General features: G+C 31.6%; 16 protein-coding genes. 3 read left to right on the plus strand and 13 right to left on the minus strand.

Features of this window, described 5'->3' with window-relative positions:
- Window positions 1–2 precede the first annotated feature (2 nt).
- The 10 genes from mrdA to DZ67_RS0101280 form a co-directional block, all read right to left on the minus strand.
- A complete protein-coding gene (gene mrdA / locus DZ67_RS0101230) occupies window positions 3–1781 on the minus strand; it encodes a penicillin-binding protein 2 (RefSeq protein WP_024786890.1) in 1779 nt (592 codons plus the stop codon).
- A 358-nt stretch (window positions 1782–2139) separates the two neighbouring features.
- The gene (locus tag DZ67_RS0101240; protein ID WP_035906994.1) at window positions 2140–2619 is read right to left on the minus strand and encodes an N-acetyltransferase; all 480 of its coding nucleotides are present in this window, start codon (window positions 2617–2619) and stop codon (window positions 2140–2142) included.
- Window positions 2616–3206: a ribosome biogenesis GTP-binding protein YihA/YsxC gene (yihA, locus tag DZ67_RS0101245; RefSeq protein ID WP_024790531.1), complete on the minus strand. Its 591-nt coding sequence runs from the start codon at window positions 3204–3206 to the stop codon at window positions 2616–2618. Before yihA ends, DZ67_RS0101240 begins: the two co-directional genes overlap by 4 nt.
- Window positions 3203–3652, minus strand: coding sequence for an LptA/OstA family protein (locus DZ67_RS0101250; RefSeq protein ID WP_024786894.1), 450 nt, complete (start codon window positions 3650–3652; stop codon window positions 3203–3205). Before DZ67_RS0101250 ends, yihA begins: the two co-directional genes overlap by 4 nt.
- Window positions 3649–4089 carry a hypothetical protein gene (locus tag DZ67_RS0101255; protein WP_156919557.1) on the minus strand — a complete coding sequence of 147 codons (441 nt, stop codon included), beginning with the start codon at window positions 4087–4089 and terminating at the stop codon, window positions 3649–3651. Before DZ67_RS0101255 ends, DZ67_RS0101250 begins: the two co-directional genes overlap by 4 nt.
- A 44-nt stretch (window positions 4090–4133) precedes the next feature.
- The gene (locus tag DZ67_RS0101260; RefSeq protein ID WP_024791703.1) at window positions 4134–4631 is read right to left on the minus strand and encodes a KdsC family phosphatase; all 498 of its coding nucleotides are present in this window, start codon (window positions 4629–4631) and stop codon (window positions 4134–4136) included.
- Between the two features lie 76 nt (window positions 4632–4707).
- Window positions 4708–5277 carry an imidazoleglycerol-phosphate dehydratase HisB gene (gene hisB / locus DZ67_RS0101265; RefSeq protein WP_024786897.1) on the minus strand — a complete coding sequence of 190 codons (570 nt, stop codon included), beginning with the start codon at window positions 5275–5277 and terminating at the stop codon, window positions 4708–4710.
- Window positions 5278–5964, minus strand: coding sequence for a septal ring lytic transglycosylase RlpA family protein (locus DZ67_RS11140; RefSeq protein WP_024786898.1), 687 nt, complete (start codon window positions 5962–5964; stop codon window positions 5278–5280).
- A complete protein-coding gene (locus DZ67_RS10185; RefSeq protein ID WP_024786899.1) occupies window positions 5961–7295 on the minus strand; it encodes a lytic transglycosylase domain-containing protein in 1335 nt (444 codons plus the stop codon). Before DZ67_RS10185 ends, DZ67_RS11140 begins: the two co-directional genes overlap by 4 nt.
- The gene (locus tag DZ67_RS0101280; RefSeq protein WP_024786900.1) at window positions 7292–8041 is read right to left on the minus strand and encodes a TatD family hydrolase; all 750 of its coding nucleotides are present in this window, start codon (window positions 8039–8041) and stop codon (window positions 7292–7294) included. Before DZ67_RS0101280 ends, DZ67_RS10185 begins: the two co-directional genes overlap by 4 nt.
- A gap of 95 nt (window positions 8042–8136) precedes the next feature.
- Here DZ67_RS0101280 and DZ67_RS0101285 point away from each other — a divergent pair, with 95 nt between their 5' ends.
- Complete coding sequence (locus DZ67_RS0101285) at window positions 8137–9453, plus strand: malic enzyme-like NAD(P)-binding protein (RefSeq protein WP_024791704.1); 1317 nt, start codon at window positions 8137–8139, stop codon at window positions 9451–9453.
- Window positions 9454–9710: 257 nt separating this feature from the next.
- On the plus strand, window positions 9711–10226 hold the full coding sequence (gene mog, locus DZ67_RS0101290) for a molybdopterin adenylyltransferase (protein ID WP_024786902.1): 516 nt from the start codon (window positions 9711–9713) through the stop codon (window positions 10224–10226).
- Here mog and DZ67_RS0101295 read toward each other — a convergent pair.
- On the minus strand, window positions 10221–10553 hold the full coding sequence (locus DZ67_RS0101295) for a hypothetical protein (RefSeq protein WP_024786903.1): 333 nt from the start codon (window positions 10551–10553) through the stop codon (window positions 10221–10223). The two genes, mog and DZ67_RS0101295, sit on opposite strands and share 6 nt — an antisense overlap.
- A complete protein-coding gene (gene rpiB / locus DZ67_RS0101300; protein ID WP_024786904.1) occupies window positions 10543–10971 on the minus strand; it encodes a ribose 5-phosphate isomerase B in 429 nt (142 codons plus the stop codon). Before rpiB ends, DZ67_RS0101295 begins: the two co-directional genes overlap by 11 nt.
- 41 nt (window positions 10972–11012) lie before the next feature.
- Between rpiB and DZ67_RS0101305 the strand changes: the two genes are divergently transcribed.
- Window positions 11013–11789, plus strand: a complete 777-nt coding sequence (locus tag DZ67_RS0101305) for a pyridoxine 5'-phosphate synthase (RefSeq protein ID WP_024786905.1) — start codon at window positions 11013–11015, stop codon at window positions 11787–11789.
- Here the strand turns inward: DZ67_RS0101305 and asnB are convergent.
- Window positions 11784–13523, minus strand: coding sequence for an asparagine synthase (glutamine-hydrolyzing) (asnB, locus tag DZ67_RS0101310; protein WP_024786906.1), 1740 nt, complete (start codon window positions 13521–13523; stop codon window positions 11784–11786). The genes DZ67_RS0101305 and asnB overlap by 6 nt on opposite strands.
- Window positions 13524–13546: the final 23 nt, after the last annotated feature.

Below are 13546 nucleotides of genomic sequence, written 5' to 3' on the forward strand. Positions count from 1 at the left end.
CACTATTTTATGTATCCTTTTTTATAAAGCCAGGTATAAATTTTACTTACAATATCTCCCGCAGCTGAGCCTCCGTGCCCCCCGTGTTCTATTAAAACTGTTACCACAAACTGCGGTTTTCTGTAAGGTCCGTAAGTGCTCAGCCATGCATGAGAACGTTTAAAATAAGCAAGTTCGTCTTCTCTTTTTCTTTTTTTAACAGCCTGGGGGATAGAATAAACCTGTGCCGTACCTGTTTTCCCTGCTATTTGAAAAGGGGTATGAATATGTCTTGTGGCTGTTCCCCCCGGGGAATTACAAACTTCCCACATTCCTTTTCTTATTATCCATAAACTTCTTTTTTCTTTTTTACTTAAAACATCTTTTAAAACCGGCTTTTTAATATTATTGTCTATTTTTTCAACCAAAAAAGGTTTTGGCAATTTTCCACTTGCAATCAAAGCGGTATTTACAGCAACTTGCAAAGGAGTGGCCAAAAAATATCCCTGCCCTATAACAGCATTTAATGTTTCCCCTATAAACCACGGTTGGTGATATTTATTTACCTTCCATTTTTTATCAGGAACAATACCTGTTTTTTCATTCGGCAAATCTATTCCCGTTTTTTTGCCAAATCCCATTTTTTTAAGATTTTTGGACAAATAGTCTATTCCTATTTTTAAACCGAGCTGATAATAATATGTATCGACACTTCTTTTTATCGCTTTTATCAAATCTGTTTTTCCATGGCCTGAAGGCTTCCAGTCTCTGAATTTTCTTCCCCCTATTTCAATATACCCGGGACATTCTATTTTTTTCCACGGATTCCATTTCCCGCTTGCGGCAGCAATTAACCCTTCAGCGGGTTTGACAATGGAACCCGGAGGATAAAGACCGCTAACGGGTTTATTTAAAAGGGGATTATATATGTCAAATAAAAGTTTATTCCATTTATCTACACTTATGCCTTTTACAAAAAGATTGTCATCATACGAAGGATATGAAACAAGTGCCAAAATTTCTCCGTTTGTTTTCATTACCACAACCGCAGCACCTCGTTTATGTTCTTTTTTTAATAAATTGTAAATAAACGTTTGCAGATTTGTATCTATACTTAAAGTAATATTATGAGTAACAGGTTTTTTGACACTCAGTGTTTTTAATATTATGTTTCTTGCGTTTACAATAACTTTTTTTTCTCCCGCCTCTCCTTGCAAAATATTGTCATAATATTTTTCCACTCCTCTTTTACCGCTGATTTGGGTAAGTGATATCACACTGTTGTTTTTTAAATCGTTAATATTTGCACGGGAAACATATCCCAAAACATTAGCCAAAATTTCCTTATACGGATATTCCCTTAAGTAACTTGGCAAAATATAAAAATCCTCGTCTATTGACAAAAAAGGCTCTATTTTATAAATAGTGTTTTCATCCATATATTCAAGAATCGTCACAGGTTTGTGATTATATAAAGAATCATACATTTTATATGTTTTAATAAGCTTTGTTTCATTAATATCCGGAACAAGCTGTTTTAAAAAATCAATTTTTTCTTTTAATATATTTTCTTTTAAATGCGGTTTTAAAGCAATATCGAATCTTAATTTATTAAAAGCTACCGGCTTATTGAATCTGTCAAAAATAATTCCCCTTACAGGCGGCAGCAATATAGTTTTTTCTTTGTTTTCCTTTGCAAGTTTATTATATTTGCAATAAGAAAGAATGCTTAAATCATAAATCCTGTATATAAGAATTAAAAAAAACAGAAAAATAAATGTTATAACGATTTTGCTTCGCACTTAAAAACCTTGATTAATAAAATATCAAATGAATAATTGAACAGCATATACATTAACAAAACATATATATTTACAGACTGAACAAAATAGATAAATAAAAAAATATACACAATTAAGACAAATACAACATCCTGATATTCAGGATTAATATAATCTATAATTTTATTTACTAAAAAAAACTTCAAAAAAAGATAAATAAATAATAAATAATAAATATTTACATTATGAATAATTGAAAAAAAGCCTATATAAACCACTCCTAAAATCCATTCGTCACAAAATAAAAAAAATCCTATCAATATAGGAAAAAAAGGCAAAAGAGCACTAAAAGAATTTATAAAAAATATTAAAATTATTTTTATAAATGTGTTAAAAGTGCTGTTTCGTTGCAATTCGGAAAAAATTTGCATTTTATACAATCCGCCCATATTTTTTTATCCGGTATAGATTCTTTCGGTATTTCCACAAAACCGAGTTTTTCAAAAAATTCTTTTTTGTAAGTAAGCACCAAAACTTCTTTTAATCCTAAGCTTTTAGCTTCTTTTAATAAAGTGTTTACTATTTCTTTACCGATTCCTTTTCCCTGATAATTCTTTTTTACCCCGAGTGAACGAATTTCCCCCAAAAAAGGGGAAAAAATATGAAGTGCGCCTACACCTACGGGTTTTTTCCCATCGTAAGCGACAACATAAGAACGGATATTTGTAGCAACTTCGTCATCATCTCTTTTTAAGATTATACCCTCGTCTACATATTCTTTTACGACTTCCTGAATATCTTTTATATTTTTTAACTTCGGTTTTACTAATTTAATATCTTTTAATTTTTCATTTTTCATTTTTCATTTTCCATTTTATAATTTCCCCATAAAATCTGATTAATTTTTTCTTTTACTTTGTCAAAGCCTCTTTTTTTTATATTGGACACCAAAAGAGCATTTGGATAATCTTTTTTAAGTTTTGAAATTTCGCTTTGTTTTAGTTTGTCTATTTTTGTAAAAACAGTAATTATCTGCTGGTCTGGTCTTATAAATGAGTTTAAATAATTATCTACATTTTCATCTATTTCAAGATTCGGATGTCTTGCGTCCCTTAAATGAATAAAAAGTTTTATATTAAATCTGTTTTTTAAAAATTGATCCAGATTTTTACCCCACTCCTTTTTTAGCGACTTGGAAACTTTTGCATAACCGAATCCGGGTAAATCAATTAAAATAAATTTTTTATCATCATCTTCAATTTCAAAAAAATTAATAAGCTGAGTTTTTCCGGGTGTTGAAGATATTTTTGCTATTTTCTGGTTTAAAAAAGCATTTAAAAAACTGCTTTTGCCCACATTACTCCTCCCAAGAAGCGCTATTTCAAGCATACTCGGCTCAATCGCCTCTTTTATACTCGGGGCCGATTTTAAAAATTTCACTTTCATTTTTTAACCTTTATAATAATTACCGCAGGTTTGTTTACACCTTTTACAACCGCTTTTTTTGAAAATTTATTCAATTTTATATATCCGCCTTTTACGCTCTCATTAGTTTCTGTTTTCTTTACAAAAGCATTACCTTTTAAAATAATATCCCCGGAATTTACTTTATAATCCAAATAATCGCAGTATCCTTTATAAGTGGTGTTTTTATCCAGATTCAAAATAAATTTAACCCTCCCCAAAGCGACTAATTCTTTTAAAGATTTGTCTTTATTTAAATAAACTTTTATTTCATCGGCCAAAATATTGTCAATACCTTTTGTGGCGTTTACATCCCCTTTAAAATCCGAATAAAATTTATCAGGATAATAATTAAATGTTTTGCTTACAATTTTCAAATCATCCGCATGTAAAAAAACCAGCATTAAAAAAATTATTAATTTTTTCATTTTTTAACCTTTATATAATAAATTATATTTTTAGCATAAATATTCTTATTTCTGTCTATTTTAAAATATTTTCCTTTTCCTTTTGCTTTACCGGACGTGAAATTAAAATCATTTCCACTCAATGCTTTTTTTACTTCATAATAAATTACATTTTTGGAATGCAGGATATAATCACTGTTTTTATAAGTCGCATTTTTAGCTTTAATAACATTATTGTTTTTTAAAGCCCATTTCGCAAAATATTTTTCTTGTTTTACTATATCATTGGCATAAAGGTTATTGAATTCATAATAATTTTTAAAAATATTCAATTTTTTAAAAGTTCCGTTGATTTCCAAAACAAAATTATATTTTTTAAATGTTCCGTTAGCAACCTCGATTAAAGGCAGTGTATTATTGTTTTTATGTTTAACACTTTTATATGTTTTCGTAGACATAAAAACGGGAAACAACATTATAAATAATATAAGAAAAAAAAATATTATTTTTGCCATAATTCTAAAAATTTATTATATAAATTTTCTTCTTTTAACAAAATTTCAATCATTTCCGCAACGGCTCCTTCTCCGCCTTTTTTATTTAAAGGATAATTTACATATTCATAAATAAAAGATGAAGCGTCATAAGGGGCAAATGTTCTTTTTACAAGCTTTAACATAGAAAAGTCGTTCATATCATCACCTATAACCGCCACTTCATCCAATGTTATTCCAAAATGATTTGTTATTCTTTTAAGCTCATCCGCTTTATTTCTTATACCCTGCCTTACGATTGTAATATCAAGTTCTTTTGCCCTTCTTTCAACAATTTTAGAAACCCTGCCGGTGATAATCGCACTTTTTTTACCCAAAGCGTTCCACGATTTTATCATCAACCCGTCTTTGGTATTAAATAACTTTATTTCATCCCCGCTTTCACTGTAATATATTTTCCCGTCCGTCAAAGTCCCGTCAACATCAAGCACTATCAATTCAATCATATATTTACCTTTAATTTTTCACTTTAAACTTGGCTTTTGGCAACTCACTACTCACTACTCACAACTCACCACTCACTTATATAACCCCTTTTGTAGAAGGCACTCCGCTTTCTCTAAACTCAAGAGCCCTTCTAAGAGCCAGGGCAAAAGCTTTAAAAGCCGATTCGACTATATGATGTTTATTCGTTCCTCTTTTATAAATTATATGTGCACTTATTTTAAAATTAAATACCAAAGATTTAAAAAATTCTTCCACAAGTTCTAAATCAAAATCTTTTATTGCTCCGTCTATTGGCATTTCATAAACCAAATAAGGTCTGCCTGAAATATCCATAGCAACCTCAACTGCGGCTTCATCAAGAATTGCCACGGAATTTGAAAATCTTTCAATATTGTTAATCGGAAAAACTTCTTTATTTAAAGCCTGCCCTAAAACAATTCCGACATCTTCGACACTGTGGTGATAATCCACAAAAATATCACCTTCGCAGAAAATATTCATATCTATTCCGCTGTGTTTTGAGAAGGCTTCAAGCATATGGTCAAAAAAACCTATCCCCGTGGAAATTTCAGATTTTCCGCTCCCGTTTATGTTAACACTGATTTCTATATTTGTCTCTTTTGTTTTTCTTTTTATTTCAGTCATCTAATCTCCTACAATAAATCCGTTGATATTATTTTGAAGCTTAAATTTTTTGGCTTCGTTGTAACTTTCAAATCCGGTAATAAAAACTTTGTTTAAACCGTTTATAGTTTTAATAACCGTATTATAACCTAAATTTTTATATTTTTTAGCTGTAATTTCAGCTCCCTCATATCTTTGAAAAGCACCGATTTGAATCATATATCCGTTTACATAATCTTTTCCTTTAAAACCGACAACTTCCACTCTTACAGGTGCGGTTCCTGTAGCATCTATTCCGATTTTTTTGGCTGCCGCATAACTTAAATCTATAATTCTTCCTTTTACGAAAGGGCCTCTGTCGTTTATCCTTACAATTACACTTCTGCCGTTGTTTAAATTTGTAACTTTTACCATTGTGTTCATAGGAAGTGTTTTATGGGCTGCGCTATATTCATACATATTGTAAATTTCACCGTCGCTTGTATATTTTCCGTGAAAATTAGGTCCGTACCAGCTTGCTGTCCCCGTTTGTGTCCATCCGATTGGAACATGTTTTTTTGGAATATAAATATTACCGTTTACGGCATAAGCTTTTTGAGTCGCCTTTTTAGCCCCGGGTGTCGGATAAACCACTGTTTCATATTCTTTTTCGCTGCAACCCGTAAAAATAAGCAAAATTATCCCTATTAAAAACACTGTTTTTTTCATTTAAACTCCTGAGGAATTTTTAACACTTCTCCTATTCTTATTAAAGAAGATTTCAAATTGTTAATTTTTTTAATTTTATTAAAACTCACGCCGTATTTTCTGGCAATTTTTCTTAAAGAATCGCCTTTTTTAACCTTATAACTGACAAACACGGAATTTAAAGGGATTACAAGCTTCTGACCTATATGCAAAAATTTTCCTATTTTATTAAAATCCCTGATAAGTCTTATTTTAGTATCAAATCTTTTTGCTATTTTACCTAATGTATCCCCTTTTTTTATTTTATACACAAAAAAATGTTTTTTAGGATTAAAATGCAGCTTAAAATATGCAAGCTTTTCATAAGGAATATAAATATAATATTTATAAGGGGGTGTAAAAATATAATTCAGATGATAATTATGTTCCCTTAAATCTTTTAAAGAAACATGTAAAAGTCTGCTTACATATATAAGGCTTGTTCCGGGAGGCACTTCAACCTTTTCCCACGAAGCCGTTACCCCGCTGTTTAAAAGATAAGAATTCGAATATTTAATAAATTCATCACTGTTAAACAAAAAAGACATTGCCAGGATTTTTAAAATATATTTTCTTGTTTCTTTAGGGAGATACTGCCTTTTTAAACCTCTTTGATACTTTAACAGTCCGTTCAGACTTAAAGGCTCTTTTTTTAATTTCAAATAAAGTTTATGAAGAGGGGCATAAGCATATCTTCCGTGTCTTTGATAATTTTTAATTATTTTTCTGTATTTTTTAATTGTTTTATCTCTTTTACATTTTTTCCCCAGTTTTTTACACAGTTTATCCACTTTTGCCCTTACCACGGCCTCTACAATTCTGGCTTCCCCGGCATTATAAGCCATAACGGCCAGATACCATTTGCCAAAAAATTTATGCAAATTTTTCAAATATTCAATTGCCGCTTTTGTGGATTTTACAGCATCTTTTCTTTCATCGACATATTCGTTGATTCTGAGTCCGAATCTTTTGGCGGTAACGGGCATAAACTGCCAAAGTCCTATGGCTCTTTTATTTGACTTTGCGTCTATATTCAAGTAACTTTCTGCAAATGCGACAGAAATAAGCTCTTTTGGAATTTTGGAGGATATTATCTGATTTCTTATAAGAGGCAGATAATCATATCCGTTTTCCAAAAGATTTAAAAAGTAGTTTTTTTTCCTTTTTGAATAAATTTTATATAAATAATTTAATTTTTTATTGTTTATAAAACTGTTTTCAATATCCAAACTGTTTAATATTTGAATATTTTTATTAGTATATAAATCTCCATACAAAAAAACGGCTATTATAATAATTAAAAATTTTTTCATAATTTAAAAATCCTTTTAGCATTATTGGTTGTAATTTTTTCAACCTCTTCAGGACTGAGATTCCAGAGTTCACTGATTTTATCCCTTACATAAACAGTATACATAGGTTCGTTTCTTTTGCCCCTGAAAGGATGAGGTGTGAGATACGGGGCATCTGTTTCTATAACCACTTTTTCTTTTGGGATTTTAGGAAACACATTTACAAGTTTTTTAGCATTTTTAAATGTAATAACCCCGCCTATACCGTAATAAAATCTATCAGAAAATCTTAAAAGCTGCTCAGCCGCGTTAAAACAGTGAAAAACCCCTTTTATATCAGGGTTGTTTTCAATAATCTCTTGGGTATCACTTGTTGCATCTCTTACATGAACAATTATAGGTTTGTCATATTCCTTTGCAATATCAATTTGTGCCTGAAACATTTCTCTTTGTTTTAGACGCTGCTGTTCATCTTTTACCCAATAATAATCAAGCCCTATTTCCCCCACCGCAACGCATTTTGGATGATTTATATGTTCAAGCAGCAGTTTTTCTTCATATTTATCTATATCAACAGGATGTACCCCGACGGCAAAATATATTTCATCATATTTTTCAGAAAGTTTTATTGCCCTTGGTAAATCTTTAGGATCTGCCGCCGGAATTATAAATTTTTTAACCCCGTTTTTTTCTGCTCTTTTTATTACTTCATCAATATCATTTATAAATTTTTCATTATCCAAATGTGTATGTGTATCTATTATCATACTGCTTCCTTTTGTAACATTATCTTATAAAAAAGTATATATAGTTGTAAAGAATAGTAACTTTTAACTATAATTGTACAAAAAAAGGAGATTAAATGGCAAATAGACCAACTTTTACAAGAGAGGAAGCCTTAGAATACCACGCAAAACCGGTCCCTGGTAAAATTGCAATAGAAGTTACAAAACCTGTTAAAGATTCAAAAGACCTTTCAATCGCATATACCCCGGGAGTTGCAATTCCTTGTCTTGAAATAGATAAAGATGAAAACCTGGCATACGAATATACCAATAAAGCAAACCTTGTAGCGGTAATTTCTGATTCTACTGCGGTTTTAGGACTTGGAACATTAAAACCGGTTGCAGGCAAACCTGTAATGGAAGGGAAATCAGTATTATTTAAAAAATTTGCTTTTGTTGACGCATTCGATATAGAACTTCAGGTTCACGACATTGACGAAATTGTAAATGTTAGCTGGGCAATGGCGCCGACATTCGGAGGAATAAACCTTGAAGACATTAAAGCGCCGAAATGTTTTGATATAGAAAAAAAACTTCAGGAAAAATGCGATATTCCAATCTTTCACGATGACCAACACGGAACAGCAATCATTTCAGGTGCAGCTATAATTAACGGAGCAAAACTTACAGGCAAAAAATTAGAAGAGCTCAGAGTAGTAATTATAGGTGCAGGTGCCGCCGGACTTGCCGCTGCTGAAATGTATAAAGCTCTCGGAATTAAAAATATTGTAGTAACAGATTCAAAAGGTGCTATTACAACAAAAAGAACTGATTTAAATAAATACAAACAACCTTGGGCAGTAGATGAAGATATTGAAACTCTTGCAGATGCAATGAAAGGTGCTGATGTAATAGTTGGAAACTCAGTTGCAAACTGTATCACTCAAGATATGGTAAAAACTCTAAATCCAAACGCCATGCTTTTTGTTATGGCAAATCCAGACCCTGAAATCAAACCTGAACTTGCCCTTGAAGTAAGAGACGATTTAATCATAGGAACAGGAAGAAGCGATTATCCGAATCAAATAAACAATGTTTTGGGATTCCCGTACATATTCAGGGGTGCGCTTGATACACACGCAAAAGCGGTAAATATGGAAATGAAAATTGCAGCCTGTCATGCTTTGGCCAATCTAGCTCAAAAACCGGTTCCTCAATATGTAAAAGATGCATATAACGGAGCTGATTTGAAATTTAGTAAAAGTTATATCCTGCCTAAACCGTTTGACAGAAGGGTATTTGTTGACGAATCTGTAGCAGTTGCAAGAGCGGCACTCGAAACCGGCGTTGCAAGAATTAAAGTTGACAATATAGACAAATGGGTAGAAGGATATAAAAACCACCTAATTAATATGCTAAAAGAAAAAGAAGGAATCGATTACTACGCCGAATAATTTTTCCTCCTTCTTTTAAAACCCATAAAGATAAATTAAAAATAACTTCAAAGAAAAAAATAACAGCTCAATGTTTCATTTCGCTAACGCACCACTCAAATTTTGCTAAAAATTGCAAACAGCTACGCAGCTCTTACGGGTTAAATGCAATTTTTTTAACGCAAAATTTTCGTTAAATTATACAACGCTGTCATTTTTTTCTTTTTCGTTAAATAATTTAATCTTCTTTTGATATAATTTAGCAAAAAGGTTTTTTTATGCTAAAAGTTGGAATTGTTACAATGAGCGACAGGGCAAGTGCCGGAATATATGAAGACAAAAGCGGAAAAGAAATAGAAAAATTTTTAAATGAAAATATACAAAATGAATTTGAAATTATTTACAGACTGATTCCCGACGAGTTTAATGAAATTGTTAACACTTTAAAAGAATTAATTTCACTTAAATGCTCTTTAATTTTAACAACAGGAGGCACGGGACCCGCACCAAGGGACGTAACACCGGAAGCAACAAAAGAAGTAATAGAAAAAGAACTGCCGGGATTTGGGGAACTTATGAGAATGCATTCGTTAAAATATGTACCGACTTCAATTTTGGCCAGGGGAACTGCAGGGGTTGTCAAAAACACATTTATTTTAAATCTTCCTGGAAGCTCTAAGGCCATAAAAGAAAATTTAGAAGCGGTATGGGCGGCAATTCCGTATGCCGTTGATTTAATCGGAGGAGATTATATTGAAAGTAAAAGTGCTTTCAGACCCAAAAAAAAATCATAAAAGTGCTTCAATTTTATTTTCAAGGTCTTTAATCTTTTTCTTAAGCTGCTCATTTTCTATTCTGTATTGGGAATTTCTGTTTTTTACAGCTTTTAAATCACTTTTTAACTTATTAATTTCATCTTCAAGCAAAGACAGATTTCCAAGGGCCCTTTGAAGCTGAATCTGATATTTTTTTATCAGTAATTCCGCTTCTGCAAGATTTTCTTCCAATAATTTTTCGTTTTCATTAGTTTTTTCCCACAAATGTTTATAATAAAACATTTTAAATATTAAAAACAAAATTACTAAAATTGTAATTGATAAAAAAATCCAGTTAAATATCAATTTTTTTAACCCTTCTTTCGTGTCTTCCACCTTCAAATTCATGGGTCAGCCAAGCTTCGAGAATAGATTCCACTACACCCAAACCTACAATCCTGGCACCGAAACATAAAATATTGGCATCATTATGGCGTCTTGCCATTTCAGCCGTATAATAATCGTGACAAAGAGCGGCTCTAATACCTTTATGTTTATTTGCAGCCAGACTCATTCCAATTCCGCTGCCGCAGATAAGTATTCCTCTTGTTCCGGGATTAGCCAAAACCGCTTCGGCTACTTTATGTGCATAATCAGGATAATCCACACTTTCTTTTGAATAACACCCCAAATCCTCTACATCTATTCCTTTTTTTTGCAGATACTCTATTACAAAGGGTTTTATCTCAAATCCCGCATGGTCTGTTCCGATAAAATACTTCATATCTTTCCTTTTTGATAAAATTATAACAAAAAAGGAATAAAATGAAACTCGGAGTAAACATAGACCATATTGCAACATTAAGAGAAGCCAGAAAAATAAACGAACCGGACCCACTAATGGCTCTTGAAATTTTAAAAGAAGCGGGAGCCGACCAGGTTACAACCCATTTAAGGGAAGACAGGCGCCATATTAACGATTTTGATGCTAAAAGAATAATTGAAAGCAGTTTTTTACCGGTTAATATGGAATGCAGTATTAATGAAGAAATTATAGATATAATATGCTCTTTAAAACCCCACAGAGCGACAATAGTGCCTGAAAAAAGAGAAGAGGTTACAACGGAAGGCGGACTTGATCTGTTTAAAAATGAAAAAAGAATAATTAATGCCATAGAAAAATTACATAAAAATGATATTGAAGTTTCCCTTTTTATAGACCCGGATTTTGAACAGATTAAAAAAGCAAAAAATTTAAATGCCCAAATGATAGAATTTCACACAGGAAGATATGCAAATTTACATTTGGCGCTTTTTAGCAACTTAAATCATACACCTAATAAAGTTTTTGAACAAATGGATAGAATTACACTAAAAAAAGAATTAGACCTTGAACTTGATTTAATAAAAGACGCTTCAAAATTAGCAAAAGATTTGGATTTGGAAGTGGCCGCAGGGCACGGACTTAATTATCAGAATGTAAAAGAAATTGCAGATATTCCCGAAATAACCGAACTGAATATAGGTCACAGCATTATTGCCAATTCCATTTTTATGGGATTAAAAGAAGCCATTATTAAAATGAAAGAAATTATTTCATAAAAACTCCTTTTCATACCATCTGCTGAAAAGATATAAACTCCATAAATGCTGTTTATATCTCTTATGGCCTGTTTTTATAATTTCTTTTAAATATTCTTCGTTAAAAATTTTATTTTTTCTATTTATATCAACAATTTTTTTCAGTTCGTTTTCTTCTTTTAACCACTCCAGAAAAGGAAAAGCAAATCCCTTTTTTCTTCTGTTAACAATTTCTCCGGGCAGATATTTTTGGGCTATTTCTTTTATAATCCATTTTTCACTTCCTCTTACATTTTCTTCTAAAGAAAACACAAAATTCACCAAGTCCCTGTCTAAAAAAGGGCTTCTTGTCTCTATAGTATTACTCATAAACATTTTATCAAGTTTATTTAGTAAAACTTCTCCAATCCATACTTTCAAATCAAAATAGGTAAAATCAAAACTGCCCCACCCTTTTAAAAACCGTTTATAATCAACCTCTTTTGCCCTGACTTTCAAGACCCTGTTTATCTGCCTTTGAAAAAAAGTTTCGTTTATCCCCCTAAACACATCAACACCAGCAAAAAACCGCCTGAAAACCTCCCACTCTTTTATATCTTCATAATGCCTCTCAAGATATTTTTTAAGCCATTTTTTATTGGGCAGATATGCGTTTAAAAAACCTTCATATTCTTTATATCTTCTGTAGCCCAAAAACAGCTCGTCACTCCCCTCACCGCTTAAAACAACTTTTAGCGGGATATGTTTTGCAAGAAACCTTGCGGCAAAAAAACTACTGTCAGCAATCGGCTCGTCCATATAAAAAAGAGTTTTTTCAAAATTTTCAAAAAAATTATTTTTAGTAAAATTCACTTCAAAATGCTCTGAATTAATATGCTTTGCCGCAATTTTTGCATAATTTCTTTCATCATAATTATCATATCCATCATAACCGACGGAAAAAGTTTTAAGCTTTTGGAATTTAGAAGTAATTGCCCCGATAAGACTGCTGTCCACCCCTCCGCTGAGAAGCGAACCAATTTCAACATCCCCCTGAAGCCTTTTTTTTATGCTTTTAATAAGCAATTTTTCAACTTCTGTACAAACATTTTCCTTTTTCCATTTTCCATCGTGGCCGCTTTTCAAGCAGCCAGATGAGCAAGGCTCATTTTCCACTCTTTCAAAGTCGTACCATATTTTTATTTCTCCGTCATAATAACAACCCGCCGGAAGTTTATAAATTTCCTGATATATTGTATTGGGAGCGATGGAAGAATTGTATGCAAGATACTCAGCCAATGCATTAAAATTTAATTTCTTCCCTGTAAAAGGCAATATTGCTTTAATTTCACTTGCAAAAATACCTGTTTTTGTAAAATAAAGAGGCTTTTTACCAAATTCGTCTCTAAATAAAAAAAGCTTTTTGTCATAAACTGCAATTGCAAACATACCCTCAATTTTTTTCACAAAATCCACTCCAAATTTTTCCCAAAGCTTTGCAATTACTTCTATTTCAGTTTTTACATTTAAATTATATTTTTTTATTAAATTTTTATAATTATAAATTTCGCCGTTAAATACAAAAATCCTGTTTTCTACTTTTAAAGGCTGCATATTGATATTTACATTTTCAATTGCCAAACGGTTAAATCCGAAAACACCGCTTCTGAATTCAACAATATTTTGAAAATCCCTGCCTCTGTGAATCATCAAATCAAGGGCTTTCTTTACTTTTTTTAAATCATAACTGCCTATTATCCCAAATATTGCACACAAAATATTCCTTTTTTGATAGAATT

The organism is Lebetimonas sp. JS138, assembly GCF_000523335.1.
Classification (GTDB): Bacteria; Campylobacterota; Campylobacteria; order Campylobacterales; family Nautiliaceae; genus Lebetimonas.